15 protein-coding genes are annotated in these 17763 nt (G+C 33.4%); 3 read left to right on the plus strand and 12 right to left on the minus strand.

Annotation, left to right across the window (positions count from 1 at the left end):
* Positions 1-163: 163 nt before the first annotated feature.
* Positions 164-1603 carry a glycosyl hydrolase family 18 protein gene (locus tag I2490_RS02495; RefSeq protein WP_206458206.1) on the plus strand — a complete coding sequence of 480 codons (1440 nt, stop codon included), beginning with the start codon at positions 164-166 and terminating at the stop codon, positions 1601-1603.
* 19 nt (positions 1604-1622) lie between these two features.
* On the plus strand, positions 1623-2255 hold the full coding sequence (locus tag I2490_RS02500) for an SIMPL domain-containing protein (protein ID WP_206458207.1): 633 nt from the start codon (positions 1623-1625) through the stop codon (positions 2253-2255).
* 48 nt (positions 2256-2303) lie between these two features.
* Here the strand turns inward: I2490_RS02500 and I2490_RS02505 are convergent, their stop codons facing one another.
* From I2490_RS02505 to I2490_RS02515, 3 genes are all read right to left on the minus strand, one after another.
* Positions 2304-4661 (minus strand): M56 family metallopeptidase, encoded by a 2358-nt coding sequence (locus I2490_RS02505; protein WP_206458208.1) that lies wholly within the window; start codon positions 4659-4661, stop codon positions 2304-2306.
* Positions 4662-4663: 2 nt separating this feature from the next.
* Entirely contained in the window at positions 4664-5026 is a 363-nt protein-coding gene (locus I2490_RS02510; protein WP_206458209.1) for a BlaI/MecI/CopY family transcriptional regulator, read from the minus strand.
* Positions 5027-5139: 113 nt separating this feature from the next.
* Positions 5140-5742 (minus strand): tRNA (mnm(5)s(2)U34)-methyltransferase, encoded by a 603-nt coding sequence (locus tag I2490_RS02515; protein WP_245157060.1) that lies wholly within the window; start codon positions 5740-5742, stop codon positions 5140-5142.
* A gap of 261 nt (positions 5743-6003) precedes the next feature.
* Here I2490_RS02515 and gdhA point away from each other — a divergent pair, with 261 nt between their 5' ends.
* Entirely contained in the window at positions 6004-7335 is a 1332-nt protein-coding gene (gdhA, locus tag I2490_RS02520; RefSeq protein WP_206458210.1) for an NADP-specific glutamate dehydrogenase, read from the plus strand.
* A 74-nt stretch (positions 7336-7409) separates the two neighbouring features.
* Here gdhA and I2490_RS02525 read toward each other — a convergent pair whose 3' ends face one another.
* From I2490_RS02525 to I2490_RS02565, 9 genes are all read right to left on the minus strand, one after another.
* On the minus strand, positions 7410-7697 hold the full coding sequence (locus I2490_RS02525; protein WP_206458211.1) for a lipoyl domain-containing protein: 288 nt from the start codon (positions 7695-7697) through the stop codon (positions 7410-7412).
* Positions 7698-7713: 16 nt separating this feature from the next.
* The gene (locus tag I2490_RS02530) at positions 7714-8301 is read right to left on the minus strand and encodes a DUF5714 domain-containing protein (protein ID WP_206458212.1); all 588 of its coding nucleotides are present in this window, start codon (positions 8299-8301) and stop codon (positions 7714-7716) included.
* 219 nt (positions 8302-8520) lie between these two features.
* Positions 8521-9636, minus strand: a complete 1116-nt coding sequence (locus tag I2490_RS02535; protein ID WP_206458213.1) for a transglutaminase domain-containing protein — start codon at positions 9634-9636, stop codon at positions 8521-8523.
* 74 nt (positions 9637-9710) lie between these two features.
* Entirely contained in the window at positions 9711-10364 is a 654-nt protein-coding gene (locus tag I2490_RS02540) for an N-acetylmuramoyl-L-alanine amidase family protein (protein ID WP_206458214.1), read from the minus strand.
* Between the two features lie 593 nt (positions 10365-10957).
* Entirely contained in the window at positions 10958-11698 is a 741-nt protein-coding gene (locus I2490_RS02545) for a hypothetical protein (protein ID WP_206458215.1), read from the minus strand.
* A complete protein-coding gene (locus tag I2490_RS02550; RefSeq protein WP_206458216.1) occupies positions 11688-13121 on the minus strand; it encodes a sensor histidine kinase in 1434 nt (477 codons plus the stop codon). Before I2490_RS02550 ends, I2490_RS02545 begins: the two co-directional genes overlap by 11 nt.
* Positions 13118-13777 carry a response regulator transcription factor gene (locus I2490_RS02555; protein ID WP_206458217.1) on the minus strand — a complete coding sequence of 220 codons (660 nt, stop codon included), beginning with the start codon at positions 13775-13777 and terminating at the stop codon, positions 13118-13120. Before I2490_RS02555 ends, I2490_RS02550 begins: the two co-directional genes overlap by 4 nt.
* A 195-nt stretch (positions 13778-13972) precedes the next feature.
* Positions 13973-16552, minus strand: coding sequence for a PAS domain S-box protein (locus I2490_RS02560; protein ID WP_206458218.1), 2580 nt, complete (start codon positions 16550-16552; stop codon positions 13973-13975).
* 302 nt (positions 16553-16854) lie between these two features.
* A complete protein-coding gene (locus I2490_RS02565) occupies positions 16855-17670 on the minus strand; it encodes a DNA glycosylase (RefSeq protein WP_206458219.1) in 816 nt (271 codons plus the stop codon).
* Positions 17671-17763: the final 93 nt, after the last annotated feature.

The following is a 17763-nucleotide window of genomic DNA, read 5'->3' on the forward strand; positions in this document are numbered from 1 at the left end:
TTCATCATGCGAGTTTATATTAACTATCTGATTTAGTAATCGATTCTATTTTTTCTAAATGAACTTCCTAAGAGGATAACTGTATTTTCCAAATTTTGAGTATTTCTTAAGGAAAAAGCGACATGTTATACTTGCATAAATAAAATAAGAAAGGAAGAAACCAATGATGAAAAAACGTATCCACACAACTATACTAGCTTTATCCATTATTCTTCTAACCGTCTTCAGCAGCTCTTTTAATTATACCCTAGCTGCCAAGCCTAATCGTACTGGACCGGCAGCACCAACAAATTTAAAAGCAGCTGTTGTCACAGACACATCTATTACACTCTCTTGGAATGCATCTACAGACAATGTTGCGGTAAAATCATATTACATATACCGTGATAACTCCTATTTCGCCTCAACATCAGCAACTACCTATACCATAAACAATTTAACTCCTGCAACGAATTATCAATTTTATATAAAAGCAAAAGATGCAAGAAAAAACATATCAACTGCCAGTGATATTATTTCTGTAACAACAACATCACCGGCTCAGCCATTCTCTAAAAAAGTTGTTGGGTACTATGCTGCATGGTCTTCCTACTCTGGATATTATCCCAATCAGATTGATCCAAGTAAATTGACGCATATTAATTATGCTTTTGCAAATATCAGTTCTGATTTAAAAATTACAATGGGATACCCTGACATTGATGAAAATAACTTTAAGCTACTGAATGAACTTAAAATGACAAACCCCAGTTTAAAAACACTGATCTCCATTGGAGGCTGGAGTTGGTCCGGAAAATTCTCTGATGCTGCTTTGAGCGACGCTTCTAGAACTGTATTTGCAGAAAGCTGTATCGATTTCATAATCAAATATGGATTTGATGGAGTGGATTTAGATTGGGAATATCCGGTCAGCGGTGGTTTAACAAGCAATTCAAAGCGACCGGAAGACAAACAAAATTTCACATTACTTCTTCAAAAATTGAGAGAAAAATTGGATGAACAAGGTACTATGGATAATAAGCATTATCTTCTTACCATTGCCGGAGGAGCAAGTAGTTCTTATTTGAATAATATAGAGATAACGAAACTGTCTCAATACATCGATTATGCAACAATCATGACTTATGATCTGCACGGTACTTGGGACAACTATACAGACCTTCATGCACCGCTTTTTAATAACAATGATTCATCTCCACAATACAAGGGAAGTGTCGATTCTTCTGTAAATGCATGGATTAATGCCTCTTTTCCATCCGACAAACTGATACTTGGCATCCCATTTTATGGATATATCTATTCTTCCGTAACTAATTCAAATAATGGCTTATACCAGACATATGGCGGTGCAAATTCCATAAGCTATCAGAAGATTGCAGAAAACTATTTGAATCAACATGGATTTATCCGATATTTTCACTCACAATCATTGGTTCCTTGGCTATTCAATGGTTCTACGTTCATCAGCTATGAAGATCCTCAATCCATTTCATATAAAACAGATTATATCAAAACAAAAAACTTAGGTGGTGCCATGATTTGGGAACTAAGCCAGGACCCAAATGAAGTTCTCCTTAATACACTATACAATGAAATAAAATAGTAGGAGAGGAGATCAGCCTATGGCACAGTCTTTAACAGGAAATAACTATTCCAACCATACCATGACATTAAACGGTCAGGGGCAAGTTACGGCAACTCCCGATTTAGCCGTAATCCGATTGGGAGTTCAAACAAGCGGTTATGATTTAACCCAGATACAATCTGAAAATGCACAAATTATCCAAAGAATCATACAATCCTTGAGTCAAGCCGGAATTGCAGATATAAAAACGATACAATATAAAATCGATAAGCTGTATGAATACAAAGATGGAAACCGAATCGATAAAGGATATTCGGTACGAAATATCCTGGAAATCAGAACCAATGACATATACCAGGCAGGAGACATTATTGATACAGCAGTCAATATGGGTTCCAATGTTGTGGAATCCATCTCCTTCGAATTATCGGAACCGGAACTATATTATCAGTACGCTTTAAACATGGCGGTTGAAAATGCAATTCAAAAAGCAAAATCGATTTCAACAAATTTACATCAAAAATTAAATCCCATACCCATACGCATCATTGAAAGTGGCAGTTCACCAATTCCAATGCAGCAATTTCAACGTGAGGCTGCTGCAACACCAATCGTTCCCGGTCAATTAAAAATTGAAGCATCGATTAGTGCAGATTTTCTCTATGCGTAACAAAATAACCAACGAAGAATCTTTTCTTGCCTTAGACCTATAATGAGTTTAATTTATTGGTAGTACGCTGTCATCGTAATCCGTAATAAGAGAAATTCCTGTTTGATTAAATGTATTTAAATGATCAACCAGATTATTTCTTTGCATCTGGCGCAAATCCTCATAATTGCTATAATGATTTAGGATTATATCGGCAAGACCGGGGATTTCTCTGCCGGATAAAGGAAACGTACAAAATTCTTTGATTGAGGGCGCAAAACGTGTACCGTCTTCCGCTTGCACATATTCCTCAATAGAATAACTACCATCTACGTTTTCTGTATAAGTAATGGCAACAGGGATAATACTCCCCCCCATACTTTTCAACTTCTTCTCATAAAGTACATAATCCTCGCTAAAAATAGTTGCAAATACTTTCAACTTATTTTCCTGCCCCGTTGTATTAAAAACGCGAACAGCGGGAATACAGAATGCATTTTCATTGTGATAATTTTGATAACGTGAAATTTCTGTATCGTATACTAATTTTAAAATCTTATCATCACCGGAATAGGAAAAATGAGGTAAACGTACCGTTGCACCATCGCCAGTTTTTCCGTTTAAAAATTGCAATAGTAAAAATGATTTTGGCATATGTTTTTCAAAATCCTCTTCTCCTAATTTGCTTTGCATATTTACCGCATTGTCTTTAAACGCATCATACCAATCCTGTCCGGTTGTTGCTGAAAGATCAATATCTTCTTCCGTACATAGCGAACGACACGCAGCCATCATCAGTTGACCTTTCAAGTCCGTTTGACCACCTTGTTCAAATAATCGGTAGCAATACAAAAGTGTACTATCCCCATAACTTAATATTTCATCGAATGTTTCTTGATTTGCTTTAATATAGTCATTGGGACTCGATGACGCCTTCGGTTTTCTCATGATTGTTTCAAAATGCGCTGTGAGGAGTTCGTTAATTTCAATGGCAGATGCCAGATTGTTTTTACCATTTTCGTATTCCGACAAAACAGCAGTAGTGTATTTGTAAGGTGTACCGTTCAATTTCTCAAGCAATTCTCCAAACGTCTCCTCACTAACGGCAAACTCTCGTATATCTTTATCGAAGTTCATATCTGCCCATTGTCGTGTATACTGCATCGTATAAGGTTCTGCCACCTCATCATCAATGCAGAAATTAATATATTCTACATTTCCAACGAGCGCAAACAGAATAAGCGCATTGTTTTCAAAGGGTTTTTGAAGTGCTTCCCCTGTATAATAATTTCGTGTTTCAGTATCAGCTTTGAGATTAACAGTTACCGCATAAGGCGGTTCGTCTGTAAAAAGCTCTAAACCGTTATATGATATTTTATCGGGAAATGGAAGCAAACGGAGGATTCCACTCACCTTAGAGATATCACCAACATATTCGGTTTTAAATTTCAGAAATTCAGCAGAACCATTGTCTTGAAAATTCTCCTCACTCTTCGGATCTGCCATAAGTCCTATACAAACCATCAAAACAGTAATGATACAAACAATGATAACCCAAAATGCAGGTTTCTTGTAATTCAGTACATTTTTAATTCTCCCCCTTGTATCTCCCTCTCCAAAAGCAAGAGGAACACCATTTACAATTCTACTACCTGTTGCAAGCGATAAAAGTGAAGAAGAATAATCTTTTTTTATATCATTACCAAGTTGTTTGATTACGCTTTCATCACAGGACATCTCCATATCCTTAGCACTCATAAAGAATGCCAACCACACAAAAGGATTAAACCAGTGAAGGCACAGCATAAAAAAGCTGATGATTCTCACTACATGATCAAACCGTCTGATATGCGTCTGCTCATGCAGAAGGATATATTGACGCTCTGCGTCATTCAGATTAGCTGGCAGATAAATTTGTGGACGGAAAACGCCCATGACAAAGGGTGTCTGAAGATTAGCTGCAATATAGATGTTATCACTCTCATGCATTGTACCTTTTAACTGCTTTTTTAGCTTTAAAAGAGATACTACACTGTAAATAAGAAGTGCAACAATGCCCATAATCCAGATCAATGTAAACGTGTTTTCCATCAACGGAACAGCTTTGTGGACTGTTATTGATTGTTCTACAATAACCTCGGGACTCCCTACCATTGCATTGTCTGCATATTGTATTGGGTTCAGTGTTGTAAAATGTTCCGGAAAGGGTTTCATCTGTTCCACTTTCATGCCGCGGATTGAAAACCAGCTAAACCGGCTTTCAAAGGAAAACGGGCATAGGAGTCGAAACAATACCACGCTCCAAAGCGAATAGGAAAAAATCTTTGGGGCTTTTCGCAAAAAAAATCTTACAATTAAAACAAATAAAATTACATAACTTGCGGTAAAGCTCATGTTCAGAATCTGTAAAAATAAGTGATCCAACATTCCTATCCCTCCTTATGTGCATCAATCAGCTTCTGTAGCTCATTAATTTCCTTGCTGCTAAGTTTGTTTCTTCTTGTAAATGCAGCTAAAAACTGTGGCAAGGATCCATCAAAGGTTTCCTTTATGAATTCCTCACCCTGTACTGCATGAAAATCAGATTTGCTAATTTGCGCTGACACAGTTCCTTTGTTATTTTCAAAAAGTCCCTTATTACACAATCTTTTCAACATAGTATAAGTAGTCGTTCTTTTCCAGTTTAATTCTATCTCACATAGCTTTGCCAAATCTCCCGAAGCAATCGGTTCATTTTTCCATATCAAATCAGCAAATTTCTGCTCCTTATCACCTAACTTGTATTGATCCATTTTGTTAACCTCCCTTCGTCTAATGCCATTAGACAAATACAGTCTAACGTCATTAGACAAAATTGTCAATAAAAAAGTGCTGTTATTATAACCGCACTTAAAACTGAATTTTCTCAGCATACCTTTTCAATGCAAATAAGCTCAGATGGATGATTAATCTGATTCAAAAAAGAGAGCTTTGTTACAGTAAATTTTTTTTGATTCAATTTTGAAGTAAAATTTTCTAAAGCCTCTTTTTCCTCACTTCCGCTTAAATGCCCTGGATAGATTACTAATAATATGACTCCCTTCAGCTTAAGTATATTTAAGCACTTTTCAACTGCTTCTATGGTAGTATCTTTCTTTGTGGTAATATCATGGTTTCCTTTGGGTAAGTACCCCAAATTAAATAGAATTAATTGAACTTCTTCTTGCACATATTTATCAATGTTTTGATGACCATCCAGTATTAACTCGGCCCTTTCGAGATAGCCATATTGCAGAAGATTCTGTCGTGTATTGAATACGGCACTTTCCTGAATATCAAATGCATACACTTTCCCATCCTCTCCAATTAAACTGCATAAAAATACGGTATCATTTCCCATGGTACAGTCAATCGCAATATCTCCTTCTTTTAATCTCTGCTCACAAATTCGTTTCGATATTTCAACTGCATTCTTAAATAAATTCATAAAATGCACTGCCATCCCTTCCCATTCTTTTATTAGTTTCATAAAAAAGTTTACATTTTACCGTATCACATTTTATTCTATTTTAAAAGAGCTAATGCAAAGGTTATTTATCCATAAAATTTAACAGAAATAATTTCTGTTAAATTTTAATTTTCTACAAATATTAATGTTTTTATATTAAAATAACATCAATAACAGAAATTATTATTGCATTTTATCTTTTCCTATGCTAAAGTATTAAATTAATTCGGCATTACTTATATGAACGAGATTCAATACAACTTACAGCAAGGAGAGGATAATATGACTTACATGGTGAATCAGCTTGACAATTTAATGAAAAACAACACGAACGAACCGGAGTTTCTTCAAGCAGCGACTGAAGTTCTGCAATCGTTGGAACCCGTTATTGCGAGACATGCTCAATACCGTAAATCAGGAATTTTGGAACGCTTAACAGAGCCGGACCGTCAGATTAAATTTCGCGTTTCTTGGATCGATGATCAAGGTAAAATTAGAATCAACCGCGGTTACCGCGTACAATTTAATAATGCGATTGGCCCTTATAAAGGAGGACTACGCTTTCATCCTACAGTTAATTTCAGCATTATCAAATTTCTTGGTTTTGAACAGATTTTTAAAAACTCTTTAACAGGCTTACCAATCGGTGGTGGAAAAGGCGGATCAGATTTTGATCCAAAGGGAAAATCTGACCGTGAAATCATGACTTTCTGTCAAAGTTTTATGACAGAACTGCACCGCCATATCGGTGCAGATACCGATGTTCCTGCAGGAGATATCGGAGTGGGTGGTCGGGAAATCGGCTATCTTTTTGGACAATATAAACGTTTATGCAATCAACATACAGGAGCTCTTACCGGAAAAAGCTTATCTTATGGTGGTTCTTTAGTCCGAAAAGAATCCACAGGTTTTGGTCTTCTTTATCTTTTAGATGCAATGTTAAAAGCAAACAACAAATCAATAGATGGAAAAATCTTTGTTCTCTCCGGTTCCGGCAATGTTGCCATTTATGCTTGCCAGAAAGCACAAGAAATGGGCGGAAAAGTTGTAACAATGAGTGATTCTTCCGGATGGATTTACGATTCGGATGGAATTCACTTAGAAGTGATTAAAGAAATAAAAGAAGTAAAGCAGCAACGCCTTTCTGAATACATATCTTATCGTCCCAATGCAGTGTATCATGAAGGAAAAGGAATATGGAGCACACCATGCGACATTGCCCTCCCTTGTGCAACACAAAATGAATTGCAGTTGGATGATGCAAAAGAATTGGTTAAAAATGGTGTAATTGCTGTAGCTGAAGGTGCTAATATGCCCACTAGCTTAGAAGCTACTCATTATTTTCAAGCGAATCATATATTGTTTGCTCCTGGTAAAGCATCAAATGCAGGCGGCGTGGCAGTTTCCGCTCTGGAAATGGCTCAAAACAGTATACGCTATTCTTGGGAATTTAATAAAACAGATTTAAAGCTGAAAAAGATTATGAACGATATTTTTGAAAAAATTTCTGAATCTGCAAAAGAATACGGAGTACCCGGAAACTATGTAGATGGTGCAAACATTGCAGGCTTTTTAAAAGTAGCCGATGCTATGATGGCACAGGGTCTTTTCTAATATAGTAAAAAAAGTGAGGGCAAATTAGGCATTAGACAGCCTGATTTTTGCCCCAACTATCACTTTAAATAATGTTAATCTGTTTCTAATATACCGAGTATACTCCCTAATGTACAATCATCCCCGTCTTCCATACAGATTTCAACCAAATGCCCTGCATAATCCGACTTAACTTCACCCACATTCTTCTCTAATTCTATTTCGCAAAGGATATCTCCAATTTCCACTGAATCATTTTTATCCTTCCTCCAAAAAACTTTACCTGTTTTTTCTTCCATATTAATTTCTGTGCACTGGCATTTACAAGCATAAGCACCGACTTTTTTCATAATAAATTCAGGAACGGTAATATTTACTCTCATATTTGACACCTTCTTTTTAATTCACCGGGAAAAATGGACATTCCTTCTGTCTGCAGTCTTGGTTATTGGAATAAAAAGTGCAAGAAATTTTTTCTGTTGTACCTAAATCAATTCCAAATTGGTCTTTCGTAAATTTCTCCCCTAACAAAAGTGCAAAAAATGAATTTCGTTTGCAGCACCTCGGCCCGTTTATTTCTGCGATTTGCAATAAACTTTCTGCAACAATTCGATTTGTCAAAGCCCATGTTTCAACAGAATGAGGTGTTGTATCCGTTAGAATGCTTGAAAAAATACCCAATCCTACTGCTGCACCACAACTTCCATATAGGCCGCAAAAGCCAGCTAAAACATTTTTAGCTCTCAACATTGCTTCGGTCAATCCATCCTGCAGCATTTCAATGGGTCTTCCCTGAAATTTATAAGCTGCCGTCAGCATAACTGCAGGAATTAAATAATGATGTTGAGGGCAATGCATCTTCATTTCCGGAAATTCCATTAAATGTACCGCTAGATCGATTGGATCAATCACATCTTTTTCTCTATAATTTCGAATACACTCTTCCGTAATATACTTAGTTACACTATCATAAGATGTCAACTCCATAGTTTTTCCTCCTTTAAAAAATCATTTATTGTCTTATTCACGTTTATTAGATTAAATCAAGTATTAGATATGCTCTAGTAAAATTTTAACAGGTATTTTTATAAAAGTAAACGAATTTTTTGAAAACTTTAATATTACATACTTTAAAATTGCCTCTCCATGCAGAAAAGCATCATGAAACACTTCATGATGCTTTTACAACTGTAGACAAAAGAATCTTCAGTTTATAAGTTCTTTCTCTGTACCATCGATATTCATTACATATTTTTTTCCGTCTTTGCTGTCTGTAAATTGAATTTTATTCTTTACCAGTTTGTAGTCTTTCACATTTCTAAAATATTCAAACCGATTATCATTACAAATTACAGCCTCTTTGCCTCTTTCGAAAAATGGTTCATTCCAACTGAGCAATAACCCCTCATTTGGTCGTTCTTCATCCGTAAAATTAAAATGCTCTAAATTCTTACCACTATCAACATCATTTGTTAAATCAACATGATAATATTTACCGTCAATTTTAACTATATTCCAAGAATGAGTGTTCAATTTATCAGATATCACTCTTGTCTCTATACCTATTTTGTTATATAAGAAGTTGAGAGCTCCTGCAAAGCCAAAGCATATACCTTTTTTATTTACAATTACTCCATAAGCATTTGCAGTATTATATTTTTTTGCTCGATTGATAACTTCCGATTCCGCCATTTTTTCCCCAATATCTTCTAATTCTTCATCACTAAGCTGCATTAGCTCTTCTGGAGTCATATCGATTCCATTATCAAAAAAATCATAATTATAAGTGCAACTTTTTAACAAATAATCATATATACTAAATTGTTTTTGTAAATCCGTTGCATTTTGATCAATCATGTCATTTAAAATATGGTTTACTTCTTTAGCAAACTTATCTTTTAGTTCTAATATTTCATCTTTTGAAAAGGCATATGTAATTTTCACAGATTTATTGTCTTGAGAAACAGTCGGCATTTCCTTTAAGTAAAAAAATTCAGCATTCCCCTTATCCCATATAATTTCCAAAATATTTTGTAGCTCCTCTTTGCTTACCGTATATGCAGAAATATCTACTTCATCTTCCATCGCATTTGCTGCATCATACACAACTTCATATAAATCCATATTATTTATGGGAGCAATTTCCTGAATTTGCGAAGAAATAAAATATTTATCTTTTTCCATCCAATCAATCGTTTGTGCTTTCTCATCCTCCGCCTTAATCTGCCCCGTATCTCCTTCATTCCCAGCAGTGGGAACACAAGCAGCTAATGAAATAGCCAATATAAGCATACACAGAATGGGCCATTTTGTTTTTCTCATCTTACTATCCTTTCATAGAATAAATCGTATTTTATCACTCTTATCCCAACTCTAAATATTTCTAGTTAAAGGAACTATTTCAACTGTTTTTGAATTTCATCACACAAAATATCAACAAGTTTTTCTTGATATTCTTTCGTCTGCAGATTTGTTTCATCTTCAGCATTTGACAAAAATCCACATTCAATAATAAACGATGGCTGATTACCAAAACTCAATACCGCATATTGGTCTTTAATTATATTTAGACGAGTACCTAATGCATTATTAAATGTGTTCTGAAATTGTGTAGCAATGTCTAAATACTCCTTATCTCGAAGTAGAATTTGTACCCCTTTAATTTTACTGCTATCCTCGTTAAAATTTTGATGTATGCTCAACATCATATCGGCATCTGAACCTTCAATAATTGCCCCACGTTCCTCAAAAGATAGCTTTCTTTCATTCCTTAGCGCTTCTGTTATTTCTTTCGTCCTTGTCATCACAACACTGGCACCCATTTTTTTTAGGTTTGACTCTAATAATGTTGCAATTTCTAAATTCAAAACATCTTCTCGTATACCAGTCATTAGACCTAAAGTTCCTGAATCAGAGCCTCCATGTCCTGCATCAACTACAATTGTTTTCCCACTCAATGGTAAATTTTCATTTGCATAAGATGTCTTAGGCAATGATTTAGAAAATAATTTTAATCCATTAATCCCCAAATCCGGCATCGCAATTTTCATTCCAACAACAAAACAAATTCCCCAAATAATAAAAAGTAAGATTAACCGAATATGTATATTTTTCCCCCCTTTGTCTTTCGTTTCTTATTCCGTTCATATTTTTACCTAATCCCCCCGTTATCTCTTTCCCAATAACTTATGAAAATACTATTTAAACAAATGCTCTTTTCTACTTAATGACAGCCATCTGAGAAATACGATAACAAATTATAAAATCACCGTTATTAACTTTCCAAATATCCATCCCATGGTAATAGACATCACACATGATAAAATTAAAAAAGCTAACCGTATTATATTTTGTTGTTTTTCTCTTCTTTTCCTATTTTTAATTGCTCTTCTCGACCGAATCTTCACTTTGTTATTCATTCTTTTCCCCTAGCATATAAAAAGCACTTATCTCGAATTTATTTTACGAAATAAGTGCATCATACTTGTTGTTGTTTTGCATCAAAGTAGCATACTTATTATTATTATTTTAAGAAACTATTTTGAGATAACAATAGAAATACAAAATTAAACGCTCTGCATCTCATTATACAGAGCGTTTGTATCCAATTATTAACTTTTTTGCATCAAATTTGCATCATTCTTTAAGTCACTAAATAATAAGCAATATATTTTTTCTCAATCGTATAATAGTACTGAACTACACTTTCTTCTTTCTCTAAATAAAAATAACCTTCCCTATTTTCTATTGAATCATCATATAATACATCTTTTTTATGAAATTTTATATTTTCTGTACCATTACTAATATAATCTAAAAAATTCTTTTCAGATATGTTAGATATATCAAAATTAAATGTTTCATTATCAGAGAATAAAGAAATTAAATAAAGCATATTTGTTTCCACATCCATCCATACTTCAATAGAAACATTAGTATAATTAAGTAATATCTTCCAAATACTCACAGATTTTTCAGGGTACATACTATCCATATACATTGTCTTATTAATGTTTTTTATATAATAAGTATTTGCAATATCAAAGGTAGGTATCGCATTTTTTGTTTGAAGAATTTGCATCTGTTCTTCGATTTTCTTTACAATTTCTCCTAACCGTTCCTTATCCTTAGCAATATCGACTTTCTGCTCCGTAATGATACCTGTCTTTTGATTATTTGCATTGATAATCATTTTAATTCGCTCAAAAGATTGCATTGTATTTTGCTTTTGATGATTTAAATAATCATCAGGCATAACTGTTACAATTGGTCTATTTAATAATCGCATATTATCGTACTCGGTCAATAAAATAGGAGTTGCTGCCACAAAAAAAAGCAATATAAAAAGAAGACCCAATTTCATAAAATTCTTTTTATTTTTCATAGGCATGCCCTTTCATTGTTATAGTAACCGTAGTTCCTTCATTTAATTTGCTGTCAAAGTCAATGGTAAATCCATGCATTTTTAATATTTGATCACATAAAGCTAAGCCAAGCCCAGCACCGCCCTGTTTTCTAGCTCGTGACTTATCTACCATATAAAAAGCATCTTTTATTTTTAATAATTCCTCTTCTTCCATTCCTTTTCCATTATCTATAATTTTTACTTTATATTGCTGTTCCTCTACTTTCCCTTGTACAAATATTGTTCCGCTATGATCAAAAGCTTTTCTTGCATTATCAATAATATTAAGAAATACTGTTTTCATAAGCTCTGGTTCAAACGATAAAATCACATCCTCAATTTCAGTTTGCAAATAAATATCTGATTGACTTAATTGATTTTCCACTACTGCAAATATCTCATCAAAAAATGTCTTAATTGATATATCTACCGGATATATCTCCTGATTCTTAACTACAATAAATTCTAAGAGTCGCATTGAAAGCATCTCCAGTCTTTTTCCTTCTGTATATATATAATTTGCACAAAGATGTATTCTATCTTTGTCCATTTCTTTTCTTCGAAGCATATCAGAATATCCGATTATCGAGGTAAGTGGTGTTTTTAATTCATGGGAAAAGGCACCGACAAACATTTCTTTTTTTTCTGCTTCATCCTCAAGCAAATGTATTTTTTCTTCCAAATCATCTGCCATTTTGTTAAAGTTCGAAGAAAGCAATGCAAATTCATCTTCACCAGAAATGATAACTCTTTTTTCTAGCTTTCCAGCAGAAATCTCTTTCGTTACTTTACTCAAAGACACAATCGGTTTTATTAAGATTTTCGATAATAAAAAGGTAATAATACCTGCTAACAATAACATACCTAAAATAATCTTAACCAATAATTGATATTGCTCTCTTTGCGTTTCAAAAATATAAGAAACATTACGAACAGTTTCAATATGGTAATCATATCCTAAAAAAACAGCAGGTCTTAATGCTTGTAAGTAAATCCCTTCTTTCGTTTTTTTTAAGGTATATCCTTTTTCATCTTCACTCATTGAATTTAATAAATTTTTATCAAATTGTTTGTCCAACGACGAAAATAAGATTCCTATGTCATCACTTATAACAGTAAATAAGATTTTCCCATTGGAATTTTTAATATTAATAGATTCAGAAATATTGGATATAAAATCAAAAACTTCAGAATCCAATTCACCTGTAAAATAATATTGATCCATAAACCTTAATTCATTATTCAGTGAATAATACACCATATCCCCTAACTCATAAGCAATATTAGCCTCATTTTTTATAAGTGCATTCATATTGGAGTTAACTAAAAAATATCCTCCCATAGAAAAGCAGGTAATGCTTACGAACATAGTAGTAAAGAATATCTTCCAAAAAAAATTCAATCCGTAACCTCCAGCCGATAACCAACTTTATAAAGTGATACAATTTGCTTCTCTAATGATAATTTTTTTCGCATTCTTTGTACGTGTAAATCAACGGTTCTACTGTCACCCATGTATTCTTCTCCCCAAACTTGAGAATAGATTTGACTTCGATACAACGCTTTATTTTTATTTCTTGCAAATAAAACAAGCAGATCAAATTCTTTCACCGTTAAATTAATCGGTTCATTGTTTTTATAAACCATTCTTGCCAGAATATCAATTTTGATATCAGAAAAACTGATCTGTTGCGAAGTTTTATTATATCTTCGAAGAACCCTCTCCACACGAGCCAAAAGTTCCATAATATCAAACGGTTTTGTCATATAATCTTCTGCGCCGGCTTTCAGTCCTTTTACTTTATCTTTTACACTTACTTTTGCTGTTAAAAAAATGACTGGTATTTCAAAGGATTTGATATACTCAATTAACTCATATCCATCAATTTTAGGTAACATGATATCTAATAAAATTAAATCAAACACTTGTTTTTCTATTAAATTTGCAGCTTCTTCACCATCATAGGCACAAGTACAATCATAGCCTTCATCAAGTAAATTCATCTTAATTAAATCAGAAATAGATTTTTCATCTTCAACAATTAATATTTTTATCATTATCCTTTGACCTCCATTGATTCATAATGCATAATACATCATAATTGTATCCAAATTGTATCTACCATCTTATTTAATATTTAATTCTTTCTTCTTGGCTTTCGAACAGAAATAAACAATATTGTACTGCATGCCAGCAGAATTGGTTTACTATTTTGACATCTTATTCATTATATCTTTTTTATTAATTCTATATTATAACTTGTCCGTTCCATTATTATCCTGTTCTCTTTGTAAAACTGTCACAAATATTTCCACAATATCCGGTGAAAACTGTGTTCCGGAATGACGGATCAGTTCTTTTATCGCATCCTCTTGACTAAGAGCTTTTCGATAAACTCTGTCATTGGTCATTGCATCAAAAGCATCTGCAACGGCTAGAATGCGGCAGTATATAGGAATTTCTTCACCCTTTAGACCTTTTGGATACCCATTTCCATCCCAACGTTCATGATGAAATAAAATATATTCTGAAACAAGTGAAAGCTCAGGTGCATTTTGAGTAATGCGATAGCCGATTTCCGAATGCTTTTTCATCTCATTCCATTCCTCCGGAGTAAGAATACCGGGCTTTTTTAGAACGCTTTGATGTATTCCCACTTTTCCAATGTCATGCAATAAAGATAGCAGCGATAATTCATTCATTGCTTTATCCGTAAGATTCAGTTCCTTCCCAATTGCTTTGCAATATTTTGAAAGCCTTTTAGCATGTTGCTCGGTTTCCATACTTCTTTCATAAAGCGTAGCTAGTAATGTATTAATTATCGTATTTCTATAACTTTTTCCTTCTAATAATTTTTGATGGTACATCCACTCTTCTGCCTGCCGAATCACATAATCTAGTTTCTGATTTTTTTCTGTTCTCTCTGCACAGCCTAAAGAGACACTCAAATGTAAAGTGCCAGCTTTTTTGTTCTTAAATTTCTCTTTTAATTTTTCAATCATTCTTTCAGCATAATCAATAGTTGCATTTGGAAGAAGCAATAAAAATTCATCTCCGCCCCATCGAGCAATAATATCATCCTTGTCACAGGTTTCTTTAAAAACCTCTGACACTTTTTTCAACAGCTCGCCACCCATTTTATGTCCAAAAACATCATTTGTAATTTTAAGACCATTTACATCTCCCATTACAACAGAAATTGGAATATGTCTGTCATAGTCTAATCTTCGAATTTCCTCCTCAATAAAACGACGGTTGTAAAGGCCCGTAAGAGCATCATGATAACTGAGAAAAAGTATTTTATTTTGCTGCGCTTTCTCTACTCTGATATCACGGAACACCATTACTACACCAAAGGTCTCCCCATCTTCATTTTTTATCGGTGCAGCACTGTCTGCAATCGTAATTCTTTGACCATTTTTATTGATCAAAAAAGTATGATTTGCAAGACCAATTATCTTTCCAGTTCGAAGAACTTTTTTTATTGGATTTTCAACCAGTTCTTCAGTTTCTTCATTTCTTAGTATAAAAACTCCTTCAAAATCTATTCCGACAGCCTCATCATTACTCCATCCTACAATCTCTTCCGCTACTTTATTCAGTGACGTAATTTTACCATTTGTATCAGTTGTAACAACTCCGTCTCCAATCGATTTTAAAGTTGTATTCAATAACTCTTTTTCACGAAATAAATTTTTCCGATATGTCTCTCGATCCGTAACATCAAAAATGATAGAAAAAAGCTGCGGTTGTTCTAACTCTCCAATTGGACAGGAATATACCTCTACAAGTCTGATTTCTCCACTACACAAACGATGCGGAAAAATAAAATGCTCTTTTTTACGTTCAAATGCAGATTTTCTTAATTTCGCAGTTTCTTCTGCCGGCAGCATATTAATTTCTTGTATGTTCATACGTAAGAGTTCGGATTTTCGATAACCATAGAAATCACATGCAGAAGGATTAACATCCAATATTCTCCCGGTAATGGGATCAATAATCAGCATATTTGCGATGTGATCACTGAACATGGATTGCAGTCGCTGTAAAAGAACAAGATGGTTTTCTTGGAGTTCTTTATATTTTGTAATATCCTTTCGAGAAACAATAATATATTGATGTTCCGATTCGGTAGCGAGGGATAAGCTGGTTAAAAAATTGTACATTCTACCGTTTGTATGTAAAGTTTCCTCTAAAATAAGATTTTTGTTTTCCTTGATTGGCTGTAAATAAAATTCATTAAGATCTCTTCCATCATGCTCACCCCATACTTCTACCGGAGTTTTTCCTATAATATCGCTATTTTGTAATCCGGTAACCTTTTCGTGAGCAGCATTCAGACATATATAGTAAAAATCATTGTTTTTATATTCGGCCATAAACATTGCATCTTGTGTACTATTAAATACAAAATCAAGATTAGTTCTTGTCTCTTCCAATTCTTTTTTCTGCTGCATCAATTCGCTTAAAATTAATTTTTCCTGTGTGATATTGCGTAATAGGATTGCAAACATATCATTGTCTATTATAAAAGCATTAAGGTGATACCACTCATTTTGGAGTTCGAAATAGACCTCTTTTAATTCAGCATTTTTATATTTTGTTAATCTATCATATAATTCATTATCATCAATTCCTAATTTTTTAAAAAAGTCGGATGTACTTGCACTGATTAGAGCTTCACGACTTACTTCGAATGTTGATTCAAAGTTAGGATTTAATTCAACAAAAATACTGTCAACAACTTTACCATTTTGATCATAAACAAACCGATTGCAAGCAAATGCATAAGGGAATTGGCGAATAAGCAGATTTGATAATCTCTCCATCATGAATAACCATCCTCTCTTTTGTTCATTCCACAAGCGATACAATATTCTATTTTCATCATAACTTTAGCTGGCTTAACTGTGCATCAATAGGTTATCGGCAATGTTTTACCAAAAGATTCCTATATTTATTATCATATTCCCATGGCAATTTTATGTCAATTAATAGAATATAAAGTCGACTGACAATAAATCTAGATACTTTTCAGTCAAATTATCATACAGAAATAAAAAAAAGACGAGAATGAGACTTTCGCTTCATTTTCGCCTTTTTTTTGAGTAATTAATTATTTATACTATTCAAATTACACATTTCCATTTTTTAAATCAAAATAAAAAATATATTGTTGAATAATACCCGTATATCCTAAAAATGTTTCAAATGGAAACCCTTTTGGATAATATTGATTTAAAACCTTTTTGATATGTGTATCGATCGGAAAAGCATCCAAATGATGCAGTGAAAACAGACAAATACAATCAGCCACTTTTTCTCCAACTCCGGATAGCTTAATCAATTCTACTTTTGCATCCTTATAATCCATTTTCTTTAAAGCATTAATGTCAACCTCTTTATTCAAAATACTTTTCGCTGTATTTAAAATATATCTACTCCTATAACCCAAATTGCAATCTCTTAATTCTTCTTCGGTTGCTCCGGCTAAGGCTTGAATTGTTGGAAAATCATAATATATTTCAGTTTTGTTAATAAATTTTTTCTCTCCATATTTTTCACACAATAATTCTATACATTTCCTAATTCTTTTGATGTTATTTTGCTGTGAAATAATAAAGGATATAATGATTTCCCAAACATCCTGCTCTAATATTCGAATGCCCTTTCCAAATTGAACTGCACGATACAAATACTCGTCTTCTTCAGTTACAGACTCAATGAATCGTTTGTAATCGGTATTTAAATCAAAATAGTGTTCCCAAACCTGAACATACTCTTCCGGTGTACAATGGAATGTTATTTCATTTTGATCCTGTTCCAGTTCTAAATATCGTCCCAATGCAATCATTGAATATTTATTCTCTTCAATTTTCTTTAGTCGGAAGCACTGGCCCGACTCACATATTTGTTCTATTGAGAAATTACAGTCATTTACTTTTATCATTCTTTATTTCCAACCTATTGAGTTCATAATTATTTTATAAGAAATCAACTTCCTATCATCTTTTTAACTCTAACTATTTTTTTATGTATACTA

Source organism: Anaerovorax sp. IOR16, from assembly GCF_017168145.1.
In the GTDB taxonomy this organism is placed as follows: domain Bacteria; phylum Bacillota; class Clostridia; order Peptostreptococcales; family Anaerovoracaceae; genus IOR16.

Coding starts and splice junctions, on each gene's coding strand:
- I2490_RS02530 (WP_206458212.1), bottom strand. CDS start 8,301: ATGGAGTTGACATCTTATGATAGTGTAACTAAGTATATTACGGAAGAG.
- I2490_RS02555 (WP_206458217.1), bottom strand. CDS start 13,777: ATGATAAAAATATTAATTGTTGAAGATGAAAAATCTATTTCTGATTTA.
- I2490_RS02540 (WP_206458214.1), bottom strand. CDS start 10,364: ATGAAAATTGCGATGCCGGATTTGGGGATTAATGGATTAAAATTATTT.
- I2490_RS02500 (WP_206458207.1), top strand. CDS start 1,623: ATGGCACAGTCTTTAACAGGAAATAACTATTCCAACCATACCATGACA.
- I2490_RS02535 (WP_206458213.1), bottom strand. CDS start 9,636: ATGAGAAAAACAAAATGGCCCATTCTGTGTATGCTTATATTGGCTATT.
- I2490_RS02565 (WP_206458219.1), bottom strand. CDS start 17,670: ATGATAAAAGTAAATGACTGTAATTTCTCAATAGAACAAATATGTGAG.
- I2490_RS02515 (WP_245157060.1), bottom strand. CDS start 5,742: ATGAAACTAATAAAAGAATGGGAAGGGATGGCAGTGCATTTTATGAAT.
- I2490_RS02510 (WP_206458209.1), bottom strand. CDS start 5,026: ATGGATCAATACAAGTTAGGTGATAAGGAGCAGAAATTTGCTGATTTG.
- I2490_RS02545 (WP_206458215.1), bottom strand. CDS start 11,698: ATGAAAAATAAAAAGAATTTTATGAAATTGGGTCTTCTTTTTATATTG.
- I2490_RS02505 (WP_206458208.1), bottom strand. CDS start 4,661: ATGTTGGATCACTTATTTTTACAGATTCTGAACATGAGCTTTACCGCA.
- I2490_RS02525 (WP_206458211.1), bottom strand. CDS start 7,697: ATGAGAGTAAATATTACCGTTCCTGAATTTATTATGAAAAAAGTCGGT.
- I2490_RS02560 (WP_206458218.1), bottom strand. CDS start 16,552: ATGATGGAGAGATTATCAAATCTGCTTATTCGCCAATTCCCTTATGCA.
- gdhA (WP_206458210.1), top strand. CDS start 6,004: ATGACTTACATGGTGAATCAGCTTGACAATTTAATGAAAAACAACACG.
- I2490_RS02495 (WP_206458206.1), top strand. CDS start 164: ATGATGAAAAAACGTATCCACACAACTATACTAGCTTTATCCATTATT.